Here is a 23,119-nt window from a genome sequence, read left to right as displayed (position 1 = left end):
ATGGCGAGCGCACCCGAGCTGCGGCGGACGATCCTCGTCTGGTGCCCCGACTGGCCCCTCCTCGCGGCCGCCGCCGACGCCGGCCTCGGCGACGAGCACCCCCTGGCCCTCACGGAGAAGAGCCTGGTCTTCGCCTCCTCCCCCGCTGCCCGGGCGGAGGGGGTCCGGCGGGGCATGCGCGTGCGCGAGGCGCAGTCCCGTTGCACGGGTCTCGCCGTCCTCCCGTACGACCCGGTGCTCGACCACCGGGCGTTCGAGCCGCTCATCCAGGCGCTCGAGGAGATCACCCCGGGCGTCCAGCTGATCCGGCCCGGTCTGTGCGCGATCCGCGCCCGCGGTCCGCGCCGCTACTACGGGAGCGAGCAGAGCGCGGCCGAGGCGATCCTGCAGCGGCTGGCCGAGCTGGGTCTCCCCGACGCCCGCATCGGGATCGCCGACGGGCTCTTCGCCTCCGAGCTCGCCGCGAAGCACTCCGGCCGCCCTGTCGCCGTCGTGCCCCCAGGAGCAGCGGCAGGCTTCCTCGCTCCTCTCCCGCTCGACGCCCTCGAGACCGAGTCCGTCGCAGCCCCTGCCCGTGCTCCCCGCCGGGGGGACGACCTGGTGGCGCTCCTGCGCAGACTCGGCGTCCGCACCCTCGGCGCCTTCGCCGCCCTCCCTCGCGAGGACGTCGCCGCCCGGTTCGGACCGGAGGGCGCCCACGCGCACCTCCTCGCCGCCGGTGCGGAGTCGGAGACGGTGGTGCCCCGGCTCCCGCCGGAGCGCCTCGACCGGGCGATGGAGTTCGAGCCCCCTCTGGACCGCATCGACCAGGCCGCCTTCGCCTTCCGCGTCCCCGCGGAGGAGTTCGTCGCCGGGCTCACCCGCGCACAGCTGGTCGCGACCGCCATCCGCATCGAGGTTGTCAGCGAGCGCGGTGAGGTCTCCTCCCGGAGCTGGCTGCACCCGAGATGGTTCACCCCGGGCGACGTGCTCGACCGGGTCCGCTGGCAGCTGCAGGGCAGCGGGGAGATCGACACCGGTCTCGGAGCGCCGATCTCGCGGCTGTGCGTCGAGCCCGAGGCGGTCGACGCGATCGGCAACCACGAGCAGGGTCTCTGGGGCACCGCTCCGGAGGAACGCGTCCACCACGGGCTGAGCCGCGTGCAGAGCATGCTCGGGCACGAGGCCGTGATGACCGCGTCGATCGGAGGGGGTCGATCCCTCCGCGACCGCCAGCACCTGATCCCCTGGGGCGACCGGGAGCCGGGCGACGCACGGCCGAGGACCCTGCCCTGGCCCGGCTCCCTGCCGCCGCCCCTCCCGCCGACGGTCTTCGCGGAGCCCGCGGCCGTGCTCGTCCGCGGACCGAGGGGCGAACCCGTCGCGGTCGACGAGCGCGGCGCCCTCAGCTCCGTGCCCGCCTACTTCACCCCCGGGACCTCTCAGGCACGCCTGGAGCCCCTCGCCGGATGGGCGGGTCCCTGGCCGATCGACGAGCGCTGGTGGGATCCGAGCACCGCCGTCCGCTACGACCGCTTCCAGGTGGTCGACGCCGCCGGTGTCGCCTGGCTGCTGCTCTGCCTCGACGGGGTCTGGGCAGCAGAGGCCCGCTACGACTGAACCGGAGCATCCCTCCACCACCGCGAACGAGCACCGAAGGAGCCCCGATGGGCTGGAACAACCCGCCGATCCCCTGGTCGGAGTTCGAGCGCCGCCTCTCCAGCGGCAAGCGCGCCGACGGCACGGTCGTCCGGGGCGACGGCGGCGACAGTCCGGCCTGGTCGCACAAGCGCCCCGCCTACGTGGCAGGGGACGACGTCCGGCCGCCGGCTCATCCGGTGCCCTACGCCGAGCTGCACGCCCACTCCCACTTCAGCTTCCTCGACGGGGCGAGCAAGCCGGAGCAGCTGGTCGAGGAAGCGGTCCGGCTCGGCATCGACACTCTCGCGCTCACCGACCACGACGGGCTCTACGGCATCGTGAGGATGGCCGAGGCAGCGCAGGGGCACGCCGTCCGCACGGCCTTCGGAGCCGAGCTCTCGATCGGGCTCACCTCGCCTCAGAACGGGGTCGCCGATCCGGAGGGGACCCACCTGCTCGTCCTCGCGCGCCGCGAGGAGGGCTACCACCGCCTCGCCCGCGCGATCACCACCGCTCAGCTCGCCGGAGCCGAGAAGGGCAAGCCGAGCTACGACCTCGAGGAGCTCGCGCGCGCCGCCGACGGCCACTGGATCGTGCTGACGGGCTGCCGCAAGGGAGCGGTCCGTCACGCGCTCGCCGCCGCAGGAATGGCCGCGGCCGAGCAGGAGGTCCGCGAGCTCGTCCGGCTCTTCGGTCCCGCCAACGTCCTCGTGGAGCTGTACGACCACGGAGATCCCCTCGCCTCGCGCGCCAACGACCAGCTGGCGGCGATCGCCGAGAAGCTCCGGCTGCGGACGGTCGCCACCGGGAACGTGCACTACGCCCGGCCGGAGGAGCGCCCCCTCCAGACGGCCCTCGCCGCGGTCAGAGCACGCCGGAGCCTCGACGAGATGGACGGCTGGCTCCCCGCAGCGGGCGGCGCCCACCTGCGCTCCGGCGCCGAGATGGCCGAGCGCTTCGGCCGCTACCCCGGCTCCGTGGAGAACACGGTGCGCGTCGCCGACGAGATCGCCTTCGAGCTCGGCCGAGTCCGGCCCCGGCTGCCGCGCCAGGAGGTCCCCGAGGGGCACACCTCGATGAGCTGGCTGCGCGAGCTCGTGCGCGAGGCCGTGCCGGCCAAGTACCCCCGCGCCGACGCCGACGTCCTCGCGCGCCTCGAGAAGGAGCTCGCGGTGATCGAGCAGAAGGACTTCCCGGGCTACTTCCTGATCGTCCACGACATCGTCCACTACGCCAAGCGGAACGGCATCCTCTGCCAGGGACGCGGCTCGGCCGCCAACTCGGCGGTCTGCTACGTCCTGGGCATCACGGCGGTCGACTCGATCTTCTACGACCTGCCGTTCGAGCGGTTCCTCTCCAGCATCCGCGACGAGGAGCCCGACATCGACGTCGACTTCGACTCGGAGCGACGCGAGGAGGTGATCCAGTACGTCTACCGGAAGTACGGACGTCTGAACGCGGCCCAGGTCGCCAACGTCATCACCTACCGGCCCAAGTTCGCCGTGCGCGACATGGCCAAGGCCCTCGGATACAGCGCCGGGCAGCAGGACGGCTGGTCGAAGCAGGTCGAGCGGTGGGGGTCCGTCACCGAGAGCACCGACCACGACATCCCCGAGGACGTGGTCGCCCTGACCACCCGAGTGCTGGGCACGCCCCGGCACCTGGGCATCCACTCCGGCGGCATGGTGCTGACAGACCGGCCCGTGGGCGAGGTCTGCCCGATCGAGCCCGCTCGGATGGAGGACCGCACCGTCCTGCAGTGGGACAAGGACGACTGCGCCTGGATGGGCCTGGTCAAGTTCGACCTCCTCGGGCTCGGGATGCTCGCCGCCCTGCAGTACACGTTCGACCTCGTCGCCGAGCACGTCGGCGAGCAGTGGGACCTCTCCACCCTTCCCCGGGAGGAGAAGGGCGTCTACGACCAGCTCTGCCGCGCCGATTCGATCGGGGTGTTCCAGGTCGAGAGCCGGGCGCAGATGGGCACCCTCCCCCGGCTGCAGCCGCGCCGCTTCTACGATCTGGTGATCGAGGTAGCGCTCATCCGCCCCGGCCCCATCCAGGGCGGTGCGGTCCACCCCTACATCCGCCGCAAGCTCGGCGAGGAGCCGGTGACGTACCAGCACCCCCTCCTCGTGACGCCGCTCAAGCGCACCCTCGGCGTGCCGCTCTTCCAGGAGCAGCTCATGCAGGTGGCCGTGGCCGTCGGCGACTGCAACGCGGAGGACGCCGACCTGCTGCGCCGGGCCATGGGGTCCAAGCGCGGGACCGAGAAGATCGAGACCCTCCGCGAGCGGCTCTACCAGGGGATGGCCCGCAACGGCATCACGGGCGAGGTCGCGGACGACATCTACCTCCGGATCCAGGCCTTCGCGAACTTCGGCTTCGCCGAGAGCCATGCGATCAGCTTCGCCCTGCTGGTCTACGCGAGCGCCTGGCTGCGCCTGCACTACCCCGCCGCGTTCACCGCCGCGCTGCTGAGGGCGCAGCCCATGGGCTTCTACGCCCCGCACACCCTGGTCGCCGATGCCCGTCGTCACGGAGTGGAGGTCGTCTCGCCCGACGTCAACCGCTCGCTGGCGCCTCCCGGGCTCGAGGCGAAGGAGGACACCCCCGCACGCCGGAGAGGCGGCGCCGCCTACGGGAGCGACGACTGCCTCCGCGCCGATCAGCCGCCCACGGGGCTGTTCGACCGCACCGAGCACTTCCACACGGACGACCACAGGCGCGACAGCGGCTTCGTGATCAGGCTCGGGCTGGCCGGGGTGAAGGGCATCGGCACCGCGCTCGCCGAGCACATCGTCGCGGAGCGCGAACGCGGCGGACCCTACGCGAGCATGTCCGACCTCTCGCGTCGGGTCGGCACGACCGCGGCTCAGCTGGAGGCCCTCGGCGCCGCGGGCGCCTTCGACTCGCTCGGTCTGCAGCGTCGGCAGGCGCTCTGGGAGGCCGGCACCGCCGCAGGCGACCGCGAGGAGTTCCTCGCCGGCTCCACTGTCGTCGTGCAGCCCCCGCTCCTGCCGATGCTCTCCCCTCAGGAGCGCGTGGTCTTCGACTTCTGGGCCACCGGCATCTCGCCCGACGACCATCCGCTGCGCCACCTCCGCGAGGGGCTCGCTCGCCGCGGCGCCCGCTCCTCGGCCGATCTCCCCGGCATCCCCTCGGGGACCCGGATCGAGGTCGGCGGGGTCGTGATCCACCGCCAACGTCCCTCCACAGCCGGTGGAGTGACCTTCCTCAACCTCGAGGACGAGCACGGGATCCTCAACGTGATCTGCTCCGTCGGAGTATGGAACCGCTACCGCCGCGTGGCCCGCGAGGCACCCGCCCTGCTGGTCAGGGGGATCCTCGAGCGCTCCGACGAGGGGGTGACGAACCTCCTCGCCGACAGGTTCGAGACCCTCACGGTCGGCGCTCGCACCATCTCCCGCAACTTCCGATGACCCCTCAGCGGCACCGCCCGCTCGCCCCACGAGAAAGCGACACCATGACCACTCTCGACCACGCCGCTCCCGCTCCGCACCTCGATGCGCCGCTCCTGAACGACCGCGAGCTGCGCGAGCGCGTCTCCTCGCTGATCGGACCGGCCTACCGCCGGGCCCTGTGGCCGATCTTCCTCGACCGCGACGGCGTGCAGCTGCCGATCCTCTACCCGGTGGACGGACTCCCCGTGCACCCCGACGAGGAGAAGACCGAGCGGATCGTCGCCACCCTCGCCAAGGCCGTGGCGCACCAGGACGTGGGCTCTCTCGCCTTCGCCCTGGAACGTCCCGGGCGCGCCTTCCTCGGCGAGACCGACCGGGTCCTCGCCCGTCACCTGGCGGCGGCGTGCCACAAGCGGGCCATCCCCCTCCGCGCGCTCCTGCTCGTCCACGACGAGGGAGTGCGGGTCGTGACCGCGACGGAGTACGCCGCGGTCACGCTCTGAGCGCTCGGGCCCGAGGCGGCCGTTCAGGACAGCGGCGGCCGGCCACCTGAACAGCCGGCCGCCACGGAGCTCAGGCGCTCAGCGTCACCAGCAGCGAGGAACCGCCGAGATCCACCTCGGTGTCCCCGGGCTGCACCGCGTACTCCCCGACGCCGAGCAGCGTCTCCGCCACCTCCGGCAGGGCGATGCGGGCGGCGGACTCGCCGACGTTGATCGCCGCGGTCACCCGACCGCGGCCGAGAGTCAGCCAGCGGGCCTCCTCGTCGAACTCCACGCGGAGCGACCCGAAGCGCGGGTCCGTCAGCTCGGGGTAGCGGCGGCGGATCGCCGCCAGCTCGCGGTACACCTCGAGGGTGCGGGCGTGACGCCCCTCCCCGACCTCGGACCAGTCGAGCCGCGAGCGCAGGAACGTCTCCGGGTCCTGCGGATCGGGCACGACCTCCGGGTCCCAGCCCATCTTCGCGAACTCCTCGATGCGGCCCTTCGCCGTCGCCTCGCCCAGATCCTTCTCCGGGTGCGAGGTGAAGAACTGCCACGGGGTCGACGCCGCCCACTCCTCCCCCATGAACAGCATGGGAGTGAAAGGGCCCAGCAGCGTCAGAGCCGCGGCGATCGCGAGGCGCCCCTCGTCGAGGGTCGCCGTCAGACGGTCGCCGACCGCCCGGTTGCCGATCTGGTCGTGGTTCTGGCTGCAGACCACCAGGCGCCAGGTCGGCATGTGCTCGGTGTCCACCGGACGGCCGTGGTGGCGGCCGCGGAACGTCGAGAGGGTGCCGTCGTGGAAGAAGCCCCGCGTCAGCACCTTCGCGAGGGCGCCGAGCGGCGCGAAGTCCTCGTAGTAGCCCGTGGTCTCCCCGGTCAGCGCGACGTGGACCGCGTGGTGGAAGTCGTCGCTCCACTGCGCGTCGAGCCCGTAGCCGTGCGCCTCCCGCGGAGTGATCAGCGTCGGGTCGTTGAGGTCGGACTCGGCGATCAGCGTCAGAGGGCGCCCGACGTGGGCCGACAGCACGGCCACCTCGCTCGCCATCTCCTCGAGCACGTGCACGGCCCGCTCGTCCGAGAGGGCGTGCACCGCGTCCAGGCGCAGGGCGTCGACGTGGTAGTCGCGCAGCCACATCAGAGCGTTGTCGATGATGTACCCGCGAACGGTGTCCGAACCCTCGCCGTCCAGGTTGATCGAGCTGCCCCAGGTGTTGGCCTTCTCGTTCTTGAGGTACGGGCCGAACTCCGGCAGGTAGTTGCCGCTCGGGCCGAGGTGGTTGTAGACGACGTCCTGAACCACGCCGAGGCCGGCACGGTGGGCGGCGTCCACGAAGCGCTGGTACGCCTCGGGTCCGCCGTACGGCTCGTGCACGGCGTACCAGAGGACGCCGTCGTAGCCCCAGTTGTGCGTTCCGTTCACCGCGTTGACCGGCAGCAGCTCGATGAAGTCCACGCCGATCGAGCGCAGGTGATCGAAGCGCTCCGCCGCCGCGTCCAGGGTGCCCTCGGGTGTGAACGTGCCGAGGTGCAGCTCGTAGATGACGGCGCCGGCGAGCTCGCGCCCGGTCCAGGCGGAGTCGCCCCACTCGTGCGCCGAGGGGTCGAACGTGCGCGAGAGCTCGTGCACGCCCTTCGGCTGGCGACGCGAGCGGGGGTCCGGCAGCGGACCGCTGCCGTCCACCCGGTACCCGTAGTCGACCTCGCCGGTGGCCGGGGCCGACGCGGGCGCCCGCCACCATCCGTCGTCTCCGTGGCGGGTCATCGTCAGCGACGAGTCGTCACCGAGAAGGAGCTCGACCGTCGAGGCCTCGGGGGCCCAGACGTCGAACCGCTCGGGCCCGGTCGTCGGGAGTGCGTAGCGGTAGGGAGTCGTGCTGATCACTGCTGTCTCCAGGAGGGGTCGTATCGGTCTGCGGTGCGGTGGCGGAACCGGTCAGGAGACCGGGGCGAGCAGTGCCACGGGGTAGTCGGCGAGGATCTCGGCGACCGGAGTCACTCCTCCCGCGAAGGTGCGGCCGGTGAGGACGTCCTCCATCGGGTGCCCGGGCAGGACCACGACCGTGCCGTTCCACCCGCCCGAAGCGGCGAGGCCCTCGGGGAGCCTGGTCGCGACGGTCAGCGCGCCGCCGCGGTCGAAGGCGATCGCGTGCTCGGCGGCGGGCCCGATCGCGGGGACGGCGGCGTAGCGGGTGAACAGCTCGGGGCGGTCGCGGCGGAGCCGGAGGGCGCGTGAGGTGACGAGGAGCTTCGCGGCTCCCTCGGCGTCGATCGCGGGCTTCCAGCCGCCGTCGATCCGCTCCAGCAGCGCTCGACGCTGCCCGAAGTCGACCTCGCGGCGGTTGTCCGGGTCGACGAGGGAGGTCTCCCAGAGCTCGCTGCCCTGGTAGACGTCCGGGATGCCCGGGGCGGTGATCTGCACGAGCTTCGCGGCGAGGCCGTTCGACCAGCCGGCGGCAGACACCCGCTCGACGGTCTGCTCGACCAGCCGGCGGACGGCGGGCTCGTCGAACGCCGCGTCGATCGCCGCGTGCATCCGCTTCTCGAACTGCTCGTCAGGAGCGGTCCAGTGCGTCGAGTCGTCGGCCTCGCGCGACGCCTTCTCGGCGTAGGCGTGCAGGCGCTCGCGGCTCGCGGGCCAGGTCCCCACGACGGCCTCCCAGAGCAGGTGCTCGATCGGGCCGTCGCCGAAGCCGACGAGGTCGTGGAGCTCGCGGAGCGTCGCCGCCCACGCCTCCGGGTCCTCGGCCAGTGCGGTGATGCGGGCACGGGTGTCCTCGCCGCGCTTCGTGTCGTGGGTCGAGAGCGTGGTGAGCGAGGCGGGGAACGAGGCCTGGCGCACGGCCTGGCGGCGGTGGAACTCGACCAGGTCGATCGCGAACTCGTCCGGGTCCGCTCCGACCTCGTTCAGCGAGGTGAGGCGGCTGAAGCGGTAGAACGCCGTGTCCTCGACGCCCTTCGCCATCACCATGCCGGAGGTCTGCTGGAAGCGCACGGACACCGGCGTGCCGGTCTCGCCGAGCGCCGCGGCGACCTCGTCGATGGTCGCGCGGATCTCGGGGCGGCGGCGCACGGCGTCGACGCGGGCGTGCTCGAGGTGCTCCGCTCCGTAGGGGAGGTAGCTGCGGTAGACCGGGTAGGTCGCCAGGAGCTCCGCCAGCGCGTCGTCCGCTCCCTCGATGCCGGGGATCAGGCGGGCCAGCCGCAGGACCTCGGAGCGGAGGATGCCGTCAGCGATGCCGCGCTTGGTGTCGTGGATGAGGTCGGCCCACTGCAGCGGGGCGCCCTTCCCCGTGAGCTCGGCGTCGAGGCCCTCCAGCACGGGGCGGGCGTCGGGGTCGACCAGGATGCGGTCGACGTCGGCCAGGGCGTCGTAGCCCGTGGTGCCGACGGTCGCCCAGTGCGGCGGGAGCTCCTCGTCGCCCTCGAGGATCTTCTCGACCCAGACCGGCGCGCCGCCGATCGCGCGGGCCAGGTCGTCGAGGTATCCGCCCGGGTCGGCCAGGCCGTCCGGGTGGTCGACGCGCAGGCCGTCTGCGAGCCCCTCGGTGAACCAGCGGACGATCTCGGCGTGCGAGGCGTCGAACACCTCGGGCCGCTCGACCGTGATGGCGGCGAGGGTGTTCACCGCGAAGAAGCGGCGGTAGTTCAGCGCGGCGTCGGCGCGGCGCCAGTTCACGAGCTCGTAGCTCTGGCGCTCGTGCACCGTGCGGCCGGAGTCGCCGGGTTCGGCGGTGCCGGGCGCGATCGGCAGGCGGTTCTCGTAGTAGTGCAGCTCGTCGCCGACGACCTCGAGCGCGTCGAGCTCGCTGTCGCTGTCTCCCTCGCTCGCACCGTCGCCGAGGATCGGCACGCGCAGCTTCCCGCCCCCTGCCTCCCAGTCGATGTCGAAGGCGGTGGCGTAGCGGGAGGACTTCCCGTTCCTCAGCAGGTCCCACCACCACGAGTTCTCGCTCGGGGTCGCGACGCCCATGTGGTTGGGGACGATGTCGATGAGGACGCCGAGGCCCTCCGCCCGCGCCGCGGCCGAGGCGTTCGCCAGGCCGGCCGCGCCACCGCGGTCGGGATCGACCTCGGTGTGGTCCACCACGTCGTAGCCGTGGTCCGAGCCGGGCTCGGCCTTCAGCAGCGGCGAGAAGTACAGCCAGTCCGCTCCGAGCGCGCGCACGTAGTCGGCGACGCGGGCGGCGTCGTCGAGGTCGAACGCCGACCGGATCTGGAGGCGGTAGGTGGAGGCGGGCAGACGCACGTCAGGCTCCTGTCGAGGGTGCGGTCGCGGAGTCGGTCGACTCGGCGTGGGGGCTGGTGGGTCCCGTCGAGGAGACGATCGGGATGGCCGAGGTGGCGGCCAGGGACGCGAGCGAGGCGGCGACCGAGTGGTCGACCTCGGGCTCGGGCGTGCTGTGCTCCTGGAGGATGACGAGCGACTTCGCCTGGACGGTGAGCATCGCCCCCGCCGGACGCGGGATCGAGTCCGCCTCGGCGCCGGCGGTGTCGACGAGGACGCTCCACTCGAGCGCGTACTCGTCGCTCGGGATCGCGAACTCGACGTCGACGTCGTCGGCGTTGAAGTACAGGAGGAAGCTGTCGTCGGTGACGGGGCGTCCGCGCTGGTCGCGCTCGCGGATCCCGTTGCCGTTGAGGTAGATGCCCACCGATCGGCCGAGACCGGAGTCCCAGTCGGACGGGGACATCTCGGTGCCGGCAGCGGTGAACCAGACGATGTCGGGCAGGGGCTCGCCGTCGCCGCGCAGGACGGGGCGGCCGTCGAAGAAGCGCATGCGTCGGAAGGTCGGGTGCTCGGCGCGCAGGCGGATGAGCGCCGCGGTGAACTCGAGCAGCGGCCGGTCGGCGTGCGCCCAGTCGATCCAGGTCAGCTCGCTGTCCTGGGCGTAGGTGTTGTTGTTGCCGTTCTGGGTCCGGCCCAGCTCGTCGCCGTGGAGGATCATCGGGACGCCCTGGGAGATCAGCATCGTCGCGAGGAAGTTCCGCTGCTGGCGTGCCCGGAGCGCGAGCACCCGCGGGTCGTCCGTGGGCCCCTCCACGCCGTGGTTCCAGGAGCGGTTGTGCGACTCGCCGTCGTTGCCGTCCTCGCCGTTGGCGTCGTTGTGCTTCTCGTTGTACGAGACCAGGTCCCGGAGGGTGAAGCCGTCGTGCGCCGTGACGAAGTTGATCGAGGCGACCGGGTAGCGGCCCGAGTGCGCGTAGAGGTCGGCCGAGCCGGTGAGGCGCGAGGCGAACTCCCCCAGCGTCGACGGCTCGCCGCGCCAGAAGTCGCGGACCGTGTCGCGGTACTTGCCGTTCCACTCCGTCCACTGGGGCGGGAAGTTGCCCACCTGGTAGCCGCCGGGCCCGACGTCCCACGGCTCGGCGATCAGCTTCACCTGCGAGACCACCGGGTCCTGCTGGACGAGCTCGAAGAAGGTGGAGAGCCGGTCGACGTCGTAGAACTCGCGTGCCAGCGCCGAGGCGAGGTCGAAGCGGAAGCCGTCGACGCGCATCTCCGTCACCCAGTAGCGCAGCGAGTCCATGATCAGCTGGAGCGAGTGCGGGTGGCGCACGTTCAGGGTGTTCCCTGTGCCGGTGTAGTCCATGTAGTAGCGCTTGTCGTCGTCGACGAGGCGGTAGTAGGCCTCGTTGTCGATGCCGCGGAACGACAGGGTGGGGCCGAGGTGGTTGCCCTCCGCCGTGTGGTTGTAGACCACGTCGAGGATGACCTCGATGCCGGCCGCGTGGAGCGCCTTCACCATGCTCTTGAACTCCTGGACCTGCTGGCCCTGGTCGCCCGTGGAGGAGTAGGTGTTCTGCGGTGCGAAGAAGCCGATCGTGTTGTAGCCCCAGTAGTTCGAGAGGCCCTTGTCCATCAGCGTGGAGTCGTTCACGAACTGGTGCACGGGCATGAGCTCGATCGCCGAGACGCCCAGGTGCTTGAGGTGGTCGATCACCGCGGGGTGGGCGACTCCGGCGTAGGTGCCGCGGAGCTCCTCCGGCACGTCGGGGTGCATCTTGGTGAGCCCCTTCACGTGCGCCTCGTAGATCACGGTGCTGTCGTAGGAGGTGCGCGGGCGGCGGTCACCGGCCCAGTCGAAGAAGGGGTTGATGACGACGCCCATCATCATGTGCGGCGCCGAGTCCTTGTCGTTCGTCGAGTCCGGGTCGCCGAAGGTGTACGAGAAGAGGGACTGGTCCCAGTCGATCTCCCCCGAGATCGCCTTCGCGTAGGGGTCCAGCAGCAGCTTGTTCGGGTTGCAGCGGTGGCCGGCATCGGGGTCGTACGGTCCGTGGATGCGGAAGCCGTAGCGCTGGCCCGGCTGGACCTGCGGGAGGTAGCAGTGCCAGACGTAGGCGTCCGACTCCTGGATCTCGACGCGCGTCTCGGTGCCGTCCTCCTCGAAGAGGCACAGCTCGACGCGCTCGGCGATCTCGCTGAACAGGGCGAAGTTCGTGCCGCTTCCGTCGAACGTCGCGCCCAACGGGTAGGCGGTTCCGGGCCAGGTCTCCACGAGACTCCTCAGGGGATTGTTCTCGGGCAGTCCGGGAGACGCCGATGTGCGGTCTGCGGATGCCCGACGTCGGGGGTGATGGTCCGTCACTTCCGCGACGGACCGACTGCTCAGCTTAGCGAGCGTGTCTCGAGCATTCCCCTGACGGTCAGCGCTCATCGCGCGGTCCTCCTCCGGTGGTCACGACCGGCGGCCGGAACCGCCGTCCGGTTCGTCCTGCGGGCGCGTGAGCGGGCAGGTCGTTCCGGTGGGTCACGCTCGAACAGTACGGTCGCGCCCGGTCCGCCGGGGAGGGCTGGCGCCGCGCCGGGTGCATCGGCTAGAACGCGCCGGAGGGACTGTCCGGCGCACGCGGAGGGGCCGGTCGGGCTGGGCAGGAGCAGCGATCGGCTCCGTCGTCGAGAGCGCGGCGCCACGTACCGGGGCGCCTCACCGCGATCAGTGCGAGCCGAGCCTTCGCCGCAGGAGGTCGATCCGCGCCTGCAGCTGGGTCACGCTCGCCTGCGCCACCGCGGGTCCGCCGCAGAGCCGGCGCAGCTCGGTGTGCACCTGGCCGTGCGACTCGCCCGTCCCCCGTGCCCACAGGCCGACCAGGGAGTTGAGCAGGCTGCGCTGCTCCTTGAGCGTGCGGTAGAGCGGTGCCGGGATCTCGCTCACCGGCTCGGCCGGGGCCGCAGCCCCCGCGCGGCTGCCGGCGCGCTTGGCCTGCCGCTGCTGCCGGTGCTGGAGGAGCTCCCGCACCTGGTCGGGCTCGAGGAGCCCCGGCAGGCCGATGAAGTCGAGCTCCTCCTCGCTCTCGACCTCGACCTCCATCCCGAACTCGGCGCCCTCGTAGACGACGCGGTCGAAGGTGGCGGCCGAGCCGATCGACTCGAAGCGGCCCTCCTCCAGGAGATCGGAGGACGCCTTCTCGCTGCGCTCGGCGTCGGCCATCAAATCGGCCTCGGGGTACTCCTCGTCGTCGGAGGTCCTGCGGTCGAGGGCGTGATCGCGCTGCAGCTCCATCGAGCCCGCCAGCGCGAGCAGGCCGGGCACGTTCGGGAGGAACACCGAGGCGGTCTCGCCGCGGCGCCGCGCGCGCACGAAGCGGCCGATCGCCTGGGCGAAGAACAGCGGAGTCGACGCCGAGGTCGCGTAGACGCCGACGGCGAGCCTCGGCACGTCGACGCCCTCGGAGACCATGCGGACCGCGACCATCCAGCGACTGGTGTCCTTCGCGAACTCCTCGATCCGGTCGCTCGCCTCCTTCTCGTCGGAGAGCACGACGGTGACGGTCTCGCCGCTGATCTCGCGGAGCATCGCGGCGTAGGCGCGCGCGGTGTAGTGGTCGGTCGCGATGACCAGGCCGCCGGCGTCGGGCACGGCGCGCCGCACCTCGGTGAGGCGGGTGTTGGCGGCGCGGAGGACCGAGGGGATCCAGTCGCCCTTCGGGTCCAGCGCGGTCCGCCAGGCCTGCGAGGTGATGTCCTTGGTGTTGCCCTCGCCGAGCCGCGCCTCCATCTCGTCGCCGGCCTTCGACTTCCAGCGCATCTGCCCGGCGTAGACCATGAACAGCACCGGCCGGACGACGCCGTCCGCGAGCGCGCGGCCGTAGCCGTAGGCGTAGTCGGTGAGCGAGGTGCGGATGCCCTCCTCGTCCGGCAGGTAGCTGACGAACGGGATCGCCGCCGTGTCCGAGCGGAACGGCGTCCCGGTCAGCGAGAGCCGGCGGACCGCGGGCTCAAAGGCCTCGCGCACCGCGTCGCCCCAGCTGAGGGCGTCGCCGGCGTGGTGCACCTCGTCGAGGATGACGAGGGTGCGGCCGGACAGGGTGAGCTCGCGGTGGAGCTCGGCGCGGACGGCGACCTGCGCGTAGGTGACGGCGACGCCGTGGTAGTGGCGGGCGTGGCGGCCCATGCGGTTGGTGAAGGTCGGGTCCAGGCGGATGCCGACGCGGTGCGCGGCCTCGGCCCACTGGCGCTTGAGGTGCTCCGTCGGAGCGACCACGGTGATCCGGTCGACCGTGCGGTTGTGCAGCAGCTCGGCGGCCAGCCGCAGCGCGAAGGTGGTCTTGCCCGCGCCCGGGGTCGCGGCGGCCAGGAAGTCGCGCGGCTCGTGCTGGAAGTAGGCCTCGAGCGCCTCCGCCTGCCAGGCGCGGAGCTTGTTCGCGGTACCCCACGGTGCCCTGCCCGGGAACGACGGGGACAGGTGCTCAGCGGCGGAGGTGCCGACCTGATGACCGAAGCTCGAGGGACTGTTCACGTGGACCGAATCTAGCCGACGCCTCCGACAGCGGCTCGGTCTCCGCGGCCCGCCGGGAGGCGCACGGCGTGTCGCGCCGTGCCACCGGCGGCCGGGTGCGGAGCATGATGGAGGGATGGTCGAGCAGCGTCATCCGTGGTCCCGCTACGTCGCCCTGGGCGACTCCTTCACCGAGGGGATCGGCGATCCCGAGCCCGGCAGCCCCGGCGGGCACCGCGGCTGGGCGGACCGCGTGGCGGAGGTCCTGGGCAGCCAGAACGAGGACTTCGCCTACGCCAACCTGGCGGTCCGCGGCCGCCTCCTGCAGCAGATCGTCGACGAGCAGGTCGAGCCCGCCCTGGAGCTGCGCCCCGACCTCATCACCATCTCCGCGGGCGGGAACGACGTCATCCGCCCGGGGACCGACCCCGACGACATCGCGTCCCGCTTCGAGTCGGGCCTCGCCCGGCTCCGCTCCGACGGGGCGACCGTCGTCCTCTTCACCGGAGTGGATGTGGGCTTCTCCCCCGTGTTCGGGCGGATCCGCGGGAAGGTCGCGATCTACAACGAGAACCTGCGGGCGCTGGCCAAGCGGTACGACTGCATCGTCGCCGACCAGTGGTCCCTCCAGGAGATCCAGGACGTGCGGATGTGGGCGCCGGACCGCCTGCACCTCAACCCGCACGGCCACCACGAGGTCGCGCGCATGGTCCTCGAGTCGCTGAACGTCGAGAACGACCTGCGCCCCCTGGCCCCGGAGCCGCTGCACGCCCGCACCTGGCGTGCCGCCCGCACGGAGGACATCCAGTGGGCGCGGGAGTACCTCGTGCCGTGGGTGCTGCGCCGCGTCCGCCACCAGTCCTCCGGCGACTTCATCACCGCCAAGCGGCCCTCCGCCGAGCGCTGGAGCACCGATCCCGCGGCCTCGGAGCCGGGCTCGGTCGTGCCGGGCAACGCGACGCCGGAGGAGGTCGCCGAGGACATCGCGACCGCGGGCGTGCGGATCATCGACGACCGGGCCGCGGATCCCCTGGCCTGATCCGCTCCCGGGAGGCGGCGGCTCGCCCCGCGCTCAGCCGAACAGCTCGGCCGGGTGGCCGAGGCGCCAGGCGAAGCCCGGGTCCTCGATCGACCCGTCGGCGACGAGGGGAAGCTCGTACGGGGTGCCGTTGACGTCGACGGTCGCGGTCCCCACGCGCTCGCCGTCGGCGACGGTCTCGAGCGGATCGAGGGCGACCGTGGTCGTCGTCGAGACCGCACCCCACACCAGCACGGACCGCGCCTCCGCGGTCTCGGCCGTCGCCGTCTCCCCCCAGGCGCTCGTGAGGGTGCCGTAGTCCTGGCCCTCGACGGTCAGCGGGACGGTCCGGAAGCCCGCCTCGACGGTCGGGACGAGGGTCAGCACGTCCGCGGCGAGCTGCGGGTGCGTGCGCGCGCCCACCACCACGCCGACGAGGGTGACCGGCCGGCCCTCGACGGTCGCGTCGAGCGAGAACAGCAGGCACGAGCCCGCCTCGTCGGTCGTCCCCGTCTTGATACCGTCCACTCCCGAGCGGCCGAGGAGCGAGTTGGTGTTGTCGACCTCGCCGACCCCCGGGATGACCGCGGTCGGCGTCGCGACGATCGGAGCGAGCACCGGGTCCGCGATCAGCAGCTCGCCCAGGCGCACCATCTCGGCCGTCGTGCTGACCGTCGCCGGCGAGAGCCCGCTGGTGTCGGCGAGGGAGGTCCGCTCGAGCCCCTGCCCGTCGAGCCAGCCGCGCGCCGCGGCGAGGAAGGCGTCCTCCGAGCCGTACGCCCAGATCGCGAGGGACTTCGCGTAGTTGTTCGCGGACGGGAGCATCATGGCGGTCAGCGCCTCCCGCTCGGTCAGCTGCAGACCCGCGGTGACCGGAGCGTTCGAGCCGTTCTCGGCCAGGGTGTCGTTGTAGTACTGCACGTCCGCGCTCGTGAAGGTGATGGTCTCCCCGTCCGTCCCCGCCGCGATCGGCTTCGCCGCGAGGACGACGAGAGCGGTGACGACCTTGGCGATGCTCCCCGTCGGCACGGTTCCGGTGGAGCCGTAGCGGGCGAGCAGCCCGTCCTCCTCCGTCCCGTCGATGCCCACGGCCGCCACGGCGCCGGAGCCGTAGGCCGGCCAGGCCGGAGCGGGCGCGTCGACGGTGCTCGAGACGGGGTCCACCGCGACGGCGCTCGCCGTCGGCAGCTCCGCGGTCGCCGCGTTGGTCGCGTAGGCACCGCCTCCACCGACCAGCACGGTCGCAGCGACGAGACCGGCGACGACCGCCCCGCGCCGTCGACGGGGTCGCGGCTCCGGCGCGGCGGGCTCCCCGAACAGGTCGAGGGCGTCGTCGGATCGGGTCGGGGAGGTCACCCCGTCATCGTACGGGCGGGCCTCTCACCCGTCCCGGACGCCGCCCCGTCGTCGGACGCGGCGGGTGACGCGCGGCACCGACCCCGATCCCGCGTCGCGAGCGTCAGCGGCGGGTCACCGCCGGGCCGCCGAGCGCCGGAGCCCGGCGGTCAGCGCCCGCGGGTCAGCGCCCACAGTGCGACGGCGCTCGCCGAGGCCACGTTGAGCGAGTCGACGCCGTGCAGCATCGGGATGGTGACGACGGTGTCCGAGGCGTCCAGCGCCGCGCGGCTGAGCCCGTCCCCCTCGGCGCCCAGGACGATCGCGACGCGCTCGGGGCGAGCCGCCGCGTACTCGTCGAGCGGCACCGCGTCCGGAGCGAGCGCCAGCGCGGCGACCGAGAACCCGGCCTCCTCCAGAGCGCGGCGAGCCGGTGCCCACTCGGGGGTGCGCGTCCACGGCACCTGCAGGACCGTGCCCATGCTCACCCGGACGCTGCGCCGGTACAGGGGGTCCGCGCAGCGCGGCGTCACGAGGACCGCGTCCGCGCCCATGCCGGCCGCGGCGCGGAAGACGGCGCCGACGTTGGTGTGGTCGACCAGGTCCTCCAGGATCACGACGAGGCGCGCGCCCTCCAGCAGCTCGGCCATCGGCCGCAGCGGCGGACGGTGCATCGAGGCGAGCGCTCCGCGGTGGAGGTGGAACCCGGTCAGCTCCTCGATCAGCGGATCCGGCGCCACGAAGACCGGCACCTCGGGGTGACGCTCGAGCACCCCGGCCGCGTCCGGCAGCCGCTTCTCCTGCACCAGGACCGAGCGGGGGCGGTGCCCGGCGTCGAGCGCCCGCTCGATCACCTTGGCCGACTCGGCGATGTACAGACCGCCCTCCGGCTCCAGCACCCGCCGCAGCGCCACGTCGGTGAGGCGGTGGTAGTCGGCGAGGAGCGGGTGGTCGAGGTCGGTGATGTGCACGATCGGCATCCCGGCAATCTAGGGCACGGCGCGGACTAAACTCGTCCAGGGGCCGCTCGAACGGCCCTCGAAGGAGGCGCGGATGGAGTCGAGTCCGACACCGGTCGCCGAGGGCCCCGAGGCGCTCGCGGTCGAGCAGGCCGTCGAACTCCTCAGCGGGCGCCGCATCGCCGCCGTCACCGGCGCGGGCATGAGCACCGACTCGGGCATCCCCGACTACCGCGGAGCCGGGGCACCGGTGCGCAGCCCGATGACCTACTCCCAGTTCGTCGCCGATCCCGACTACCGCCGCCGGTACTGGGCCGGCAGCCAGCTCGGCTGGCGCCGCTTCACCAGCACGCTCCCCAACGACGGCCACCGGGCCCTGGCCCGGCTCGAGGAGCGCGGCCTGCTCACGGGCGTCGTCACCCAGAACGTCGACGGCCTGCACGTCCGGGCCGGCTCGCGCCGCGTCGTGGATCTGCACGGCTCGGCGGACCGTGTGCGCTGCATGACCTGCGGCCAGTACTTCGCCCGCGACGCGGTGGCCGAGCGGATCGAGGCGCTCAACCCCTGGCTCGACGACCCCGACGTCTCCTCCCTCAACCCCGACGGCGACGCCGAGGTCCACGACGTCTCGGCGATGACCGTCCCCGAGTGCACGGTCTGCGGCGGGATCCTGAAGCCGGACATCGTCTTCTTCGGCGAGTTCATCCCGACCGAGCGGTTCGAGGAGGCGCGCGCCATCGTCGCGGGCGCCGACGCCCTGCTCGTCGCCGGCTCGTCGCTCGTGGTCAACTCCGGCATCCGCTTCCTCGAGATCGCCCGTCGCGCCCGGATGCCGATCGTGATCGTCAACCGCGGCACCACCAAGGGCGACTCGCGCGCGAGCATCAAGATCGACGGCGGCACCAGCGAGGTGCTCCGCGAGCTCGCCGAGCGCCTGCCCGCGCGCCGCACCGCCGCCCTCTGAGCTCCCGCCCGCTCCGCACCCGACCTCCCGAGAGGCCCCTGTGACCCAGCTCACCCTCGTCCGCCACGGCCAGACCGACTGGAACGCCGCCCGGCGCATCCAGGGCAGGAGCGACATCCCGCTCAACGCGACCGGGCGCGCCCAGGCGCGGGCGGCGGCGCGGCTGCTCGCCGACCGGCGCTTCGACGCGGTGGTCGCCAGTCCGCTGCAGCGCGCCTTCGACACCGGAGCGATCATCGCGCGCGGTCTCGGACTCGACGAGCCGCTGGCGGTGCCGGGCCTGGCCGAGCGCGCCTACGGCGAGGCGGAGGGGATGACCGGTCCCGAGCTCGCCGAGCGCTTCCCCGGAGGCATCGAGCGCGCGCCGATCCCCGGCTGCGAGACCCGCGCCGAGGTCGTCGAGCGGGCGACCGCCGCGCTGCTCGAGGTGGCCGAGCGCTTCCCCGACGCGTCCGTCGTCGTCGCCACGCACGGTGCGGTCATCGGCAGCCTGATCCGCGCGCTCAGCAGCGAGGACCTCCCCGTGCACGGCGTCTCGGTCGGCAACGGCTCCCGGCACGACTTCGCGATCGTCGACGGGGCACTGCGCATCGTCGGCGTCGACGACTCCGGCGACGTGGTCGTGGCGGACGTCGACCTCGACGACGTGCTCAGCCCGGCCCCGGGAGCCTGACGGCCCGCCTCCGGAGGCGGTCCGATCGCCGGACCGCGTCAGCGCCGGCCGAGGTCCTGCAGGAGCCCGAAGAGCACCCGGGCGGAGTCGCGCCAGGAGAAGGCCGCGGCCCGCTCCCTGGCCCGGGCCGAGTGCGTCCGCCACACGGCGCCGTCCTCGAGCGACCGCACACCGTCCGCGATGCCCTTCGCGCTCGACGGGTCGACGTACACGGCGGCGTCCTGGGCGATCTCGCGGAAGATCGGGATGTCGCTCACCACGACCGGCGTCCCGAGCGCCATCGCCTCGACCAGCGGGATCCCGAAGCCCTCGTCCCTGCTCGCCGTCACGAGAGCGGTCGCCCGCGCGAGCACCGCACGGTACTCCGCGTCCGGCGCCCCCTGGTGGAACACCAGCTCCGCGGTCGGCGCCAGGGCCCGGAGCGTCTCGACGGTCTCGTCGCTCGCCCGGCTCATCAGGTGCAGCTCGTAGTCGGGCAGCAGCCGCATCGCGCGCGCGAGCGTCTCGACGTTCTTGTAGGGCATGAACGAGCCCATGTAGACGAGCGAGCGCGCGGCCGACCGGTCGGGCAGAGATCCCGCCAGGGCGGCGCTCGCCTCGTCGGGCTCGGTCGCCGCGTTCGGGACGACGACCACCGGCCGGGTGGTGAGGCGGTGGGAGCGGATCAGGTCGCGGGTCGTCTCCGAGACGGTGACCACCGCGTCGGCGCGCTGGAGGAGCCTCCGCTGCGGCCACCAGGCGAGGTGGTAGAGCCGCCAGAGCGCGCGCACGGGAGCGGCCAGGTCGCGCGGCGGGGTGCGGTGGCGGTAGTAGATGAGGTCGTGCACGGTCAGGACGAGCCGGTAGCGGCGGCCGAGCGAGCCCATGGTCTGCATCGGCGAGAAGACCACGTCGGGCCGCAGCCGGTTCACCAGCAGCGCGACGAACGGCTCGAACAGGCTGGTCGGCCCGGTCACGCGCTCCCACGGGAGCGACGGGAGCATCGCGAGCTGGCGGCGGTCGCTGATCAGCATGGTCACGTCGTGCAGCTTCGCGAGCTCGCGGACGAGCTCCGCGGTGTAGCGGCTGATCCCGTCGTGCCGCTCGAGCCGGGTGTACCGGCAGTCGACGACGATCCTCATCGGTCGATCCCCTCCTCGAGGGCCGTCCGCAGCACGGCGGCGGCCTCGTCCGGCGTCTCGTAGTGGATCAGGTGGCCGACTCCGTCGATGACGTGCAGGCGGGCGTGCGGCAGCCTCTCGAGCAGGCGGTACTGCGCCGGGAGCGGAGTGATGTCGTCCTGCGCCGCGGCGATCAGCTGGGTCGGCACGCCGATCCGGGAGGCGTACTCGCCGACGTCGTGCGAGACGGAGGCGCGGAACGCCTCGAGGACCGTGTCGCGGGAGGCGAAGGCGCTGAAGTACCGGTCGTGCTGGTCGTGCACGAAGCGTCGCAGCGCCGGCTCCTTCGTCTTCACCATCGCCAGGCTCATCACCCGCACGATCAGCGGGTCGCTGAGCAGGCGGCGTCCGAGGGGCCCCGGCAGGAGCGCGCCGAGCCGGTAGTAGAGGACGGCGAGCCTGGTCAGGACTCCGCGGGGACCCTGCAGGGCGGGCGCGCCGATCGGGTTGACCAGCACCAGGAGCGGAGCGGGCAGCCCGTCGGCGACGGCCGCGGCCGCGACGATCGAGCCGAAGGAGTGGCCGAGGACGGCCGCCTCGCCGCGGAGCCCCAGCGTGTCGAGGAAGGAGCCGAGCCAGGAGGCGTAGCCGTCCACGTCGTGCGGCAGGCGCGTCATCGGGGTCGAGGCGCCGAAGCCGGGCAGGTCGGGAGCGACGACCCGCACGTCCGCTCCCCCGGCGAGCAGACGGGCGACGACGGGCTCGAGGCCGTGGTGCTCGCCGCGGAACCCGTGCACCAGCACGAGGACGGTCGAGGCGTCCGGAGCGCCGTAGGTCCAGTAGGCGGTGCGGGATCCGGCGACGTCCACCGCGGCCTCGCGGACGGGGACACGGCCGAGATCGGAGGCGTAGGGGGAGGGAGTGGTCATCGCGTTCCTTATCGTAGGGAAAGCCCGTCGAAGATCTGGCCGCAACGCCTTGCGTGGCCTCGATCCGAGCCGGGAGCATGATCACGCGCTCGCAACACGGCGCACCGCCCACCCGTCTCGCGAGACGGTCATCCGCTCAGGCAGCAGCAGAAGGAGCACCGTGAGCTTCACGTCGCCGATCCAACTCCCCGGACTCGCCCTCGACCCCCAGTGGTACCGCCGGGCGGTGTTCTACGAGGTGATGATCCGGTCGTACTACGACTCCAACGGCGACGGCGCCGGCGACATCAACGGGCTCGCCTCCAAGCTCGACTACCTGCAGTGGCTCGGGATCGACGCCCTCTGGCTCCCGCCGTTCTACATGTCGCCTCTGCGCGACGGCGGCTACGACGTCTCCGACTTCAAGGCGATCCTCCCCGAGTTCGGCACGATGGAGGACTTCCGCGACCTCGTGCGGAAGGCCCACGAGCGCAACATGCGCATCGTGATGGACTTCCCGCTCAACCACACCAGCGACCAGCACGAGTGGTTCCAGCAGTCCCGGTCCGACCCCGAGGGCCCCTACGGCGACTTCTACGTCTGGAACGACACCGACGACAAGTGGCCGGACATCCGCATCATCTTCGTCGACACCGAGGACTCGAACTGGGCCTTCGACGCCGAGCGCCGCCAGTTCTACTTCCACCGCTTCTTCTCGCACCAGCCGGATCTCAACTTCGAGAACCCCGCCGTGCACGAGGCGATCCACGACGTGGTCAAGTTCTGGCTCGACCTCGGCGTCGACGGCATCCGGCTCGACGCGATCCCCTACCTCTACGAGTCCGACGAGGGCAACGGAGAGGGCGAGCCGCCCACCCACGAGTTCATCAAGAACCTCCGCACCATGGTCGACCGCGACTACCCCGGCCGCATCCTGATCGCCGAGGCGAACCAGTGGCCGCGAGAGGTCGCCGCGTTCTTCGGCACGGAGGAGGAGCCCGAGTGCCACATGGCGTTCGACTTCCCGGTCATGCCGCGCATCTTCTACTCCCTCCGCGCGCAGACGGCGAACGAGCTGAAGAAGGTGCTCTCCGAGACGTTCGACATCCCCAGCGGCGCCGCCTGGGGCGTGTTCCTCCGCAACCACGACGAGCTCACGCTCGAGATGGTGTCCGAGGAGTACCGCCAGGCCATGTACGGCTGGTACGCCTACGACCCGCGGATGCGCTCCAACATCGGCATCCGCCGCAGGCTCGCGCCGCTTCTGGACAACTCGCGCGCCGAGCTCGAGCTGATCAACGCCCTGCTCTTCTCCCTCGCCGGCAGCCCGTTCCTGTACTACGGCGACGAGATCGGCATGGGCGACAACATCTGGCTCAACGACCGCGACGCGTCGCGCACGCCGATGCAGTGGACGCCCGACCGCAACGCCGGCTTCTCGGCCGCCGACCCCGGCAAGCTCGTGCAGCCGATCGTCCAGTCGCTCGTCTACCACTACAACCAGGTCAACGTGGAGGCGCAGCTGGCGCAGTCCCGCTCCCTGCTGCACTGGATGCGGAACGTCCTGCACGTGCGCCGCGGCCACCCGGCGTTCGGCCTGGGGTCGATGCGCGTCCTCGAGACGGACCACGAGTCGGTGCTCGCCTTCGTGCGGGACTACGCCGGCTCGGGCTCCGAGATGGGCGACCAGCCCGAGGAGGTGCTCTGCGTCTTCAGCTTCAACCACAACCCGGTCTCGGTGACGATCACCGACCCCGAGAACCCCGGATCGACGCTGAGCGACCTGTTCGGCGGCGGCCGCTTCCCCGGATTCTCGGACGACGGCACGCTGACGATGACGCTCGGCACGCAGGGCTTCTTCTGGCTCCACGTCGCCAAGGCGCACGAGGCCCGCTGACCCGGCAGCACGCCGAGG

General features: G+C 72.3%; 15 protein-coding genes. 7 read left to right on the top strand and 8 right to left on the bottom strand.

Going from position 1 to position 23,119, the window contains the following annotated elements; all coding sequences use genetic code 11:
* From C5C49_RS00490 to C5C49_RS00480, 3 genes are read left to right on the top strand one after another with little or no spacing between them, the layout of a single operon-like run.
* The gene (locus tag C5C49_RS00490; RefSeq protein ID WP_104225271.1) at window positions 1-1,599 is read left to right on the top strand and encodes a DNA polymerase Y family protein; all 1,599 of its coding nucleotides are present in this window, start codon (window positions 1-3) and stop codon (window positions 1,597-1,599) included.
* Between the two features lie 47 nt (window positions 1,600-1,646).
* Entirely contained in the window at window positions 1,647-5,060 is a 3,414-nt protein-coding gene (locus C5C49_RS00485; RefSeq protein ID WP_104345159.1) for an error-prone DNA polymerase, read from the top strand.
* A 44-nt stretch (window positions 5,061-5,104) separates the two neighbouring features.
* Window positions 5,105-5,545 (top strand): hypothetical protein, encoded by a 441-nt coding sequence (locus C5C49_RS00480; RefSeq protein ID WP_104221992.1) that lies wholly within the window; start codon window positions 5,105-5,107, stop codon window positions 5,543-5,545.
* 70 nt (window positions 5,546-5,615) lie between these two features.
* On the opposite strand, the gene treZ is transcribed toward C5C49_RS00480, so the two are convergent.
* The 4 genes from treZ to C5C49_RS00460 all read right to left on the bottom strand — a co-directional run bounded on the left by treZ (window position 5,616) and on the right by C5C49_RS00460 (window position 14,268).
* Entirely contained in the window at window positions 5,616-7,409 is a 1,794-nt protein-coding gene (treZ, locus tag C5C49_RS00475) for a malto-oligosyltrehalose trehalohydrolase (RefSeq protein WP_258068330.1), read from the bottom strand.
* Window positions 7,410-7,460: 51 nt separating this feature from the next.
* A complete protein-coding gene (gene treY / locus C5C49_RS00470) occupies window positions 7,461-9,773 on the bottom strand; it encodes a malto-oligosyltrehalose synthase (RefSeq protein ID WP_104345158.1) in 2,313 nt (770 codons plus the stop codon).
* A 1-nt stretch (window position 9,774) separates the two neighbouring features.
* Window positions 9,775-12,027 (bottom strand): glycogen debranching protein GlgX, encoded by a 2,253-nt coding sequence (gene glgX / locus C5C49_RS00465; protein ID WP_104345157.1) that lies wholly within the window; start codon window positions 12,025-12,027, stop codon window positions 9,775-9,777.
* Window positions 12,028-12,465: 438 nt separating this feature from the next.
* A complete protein-coding gene (locus tag C5C49_RS00460; RefSeq protein WP_104292102.1) occupies window positions 12,466-14,268 on the bottom strand; it encodes a DEAD/DEAH box helicase in 1,803 nt (600 codons plus the stop codon).
* A gap of 115 nt (window positions 14,269-14,383) precedes the next feature.
* Here C5C49_RS00460 and C5C49_RS00455 point away from each other — a divergent pair, with 115 nt between their 5' ends.
* A complete protein-coding gene (locus tag C5C49_RS00455; RefSeq protein WP_104262936.1) occupies window positions 14,384-15,286 on the top strand; it encodes an SGNH/GDSL hydrolase family protein in 903 nt (300 codons plus the stop codon).
* A gap of 33 nt (window positions 15,287-15,319) precedes the next feature.
* On the opposite strand, the gene C5C49_RS00450 is transcribed toward C5C49_RS00455, so the two are convergent.
* A complete protein-coding gene (locus C5C49_RS00450) occupies window positions 15,320-16,621 on the bottom strand; it encodes a D-alanyl-D-alanine carboxypeptidase family protein (RefSeq protein ID WP_104345156.1) in 1,302 nt (433 codons plus the stop codon).
* 149 nt (window positions 16,622-16,770) lie between these two features.
* On the bottom strand, window positions 16,771-17,580 hold the full coding sequence (locus tag C5C49_RS00445) for an RNA methyltransferase (RefSeq protein ID WP_104232619.1): 810 nt from the start codon (window positions 17,578-17,580) through the stop codon (window positions 16,771-16,773).
* Window positions 17,581-17,653: 73 nt separating this feature from the next.
* On the opposite strand from C5C49_RS00445, the gene C5C49_RS00440 reads away from it, so the two are divergent.
* Together C5C49_RS00440 and C5C49_RS00435 are read left to right on the top strand one after the other, a co-directional pair.
* Window positions 17,654-18,523: a Sir2 family NAD-dependent protein deacetylase gene (locus C5C49_RS00440; RefSeq protein WP_104250355.1), complete on the top strand. Its 870-nt coding sequence runs from the start codon at window positions 17,654-17,656 to the stop codon at window positions 18,521-18,523.
* A 40-nt stretch (window positions 18,524-18,563) separates the two neighbouring features.
* Complete coding sequence (locus C5C49_RS00435; RefSeq protein ID WP_104232621.1) at window positions 18,564-19,196, top strand: histidine phosphatase family protein; 633 nt, start codon at window positions 18,564-18,566, stop codon at window positions 19,194-19,196.
* 38 nt (window positions 19,197-19,234) lie between these two features.
* On the opposite strand, the gene C5C49_RS00430 is transcribed toward C5C49_RS00435, so the two are convergent.
* Window positions 19,235-20,317, bottom strand: coding sequence for a glycosyltransferase family 1 protein (locus tag C5C49_RS00430; RefSeq protein WP_104345155.1), 1,083 nt, complete (start codon window positions 20,315-20,317; stop codon window positions 19,235-19,237).
* Window positions 20,314-21,225, bottom strand: coding sequence for an alpha/beta fold hydrolase (locus C5C49_RS00425; protein ID WP_104267330.1), 912 nt, complete (start codon window positions 21,223-21,225; stop codon window positions 20,314-20,316). The genes C5C49_RS00430 and C5C49_RS00425 overlap by 4 nt, the downstream gene beginning before the upstream one ends.
* Window positions 21,226-21,385: 160 nt before the next feature.
* On the opposite strand from C5C49_RS00425, the gene treS reads away from it, so the two are divergent.
* Complete coding sequence (gene treS / locus C5C49_RS00420) at window positions 21,386-23,101, top strand: maltose alpha-D-glucosyltransferase (protein WP_104221970.1); 1,716 nt, start codon at window positions 21,386-21,388, stop codon at window positions 23,099-23,101.
* Window positions 23,102-23,119 lie beyond the last annotated feature (18 nt).

It is taken from the genome of Rathayibacter sp. AY1E2 (assembly GCF_002932325.1).
Classification (GTDB): domain Bacteria; phylum Actinomycetota; class Actinomycetes; order Actinomycetales; family Microbacteriaceae; genus Rathayibacter.
Note: the sequence above shows the minus strand (reverse complement) of the source record. Positions and strands in the feature narration are given on the sequence as shown.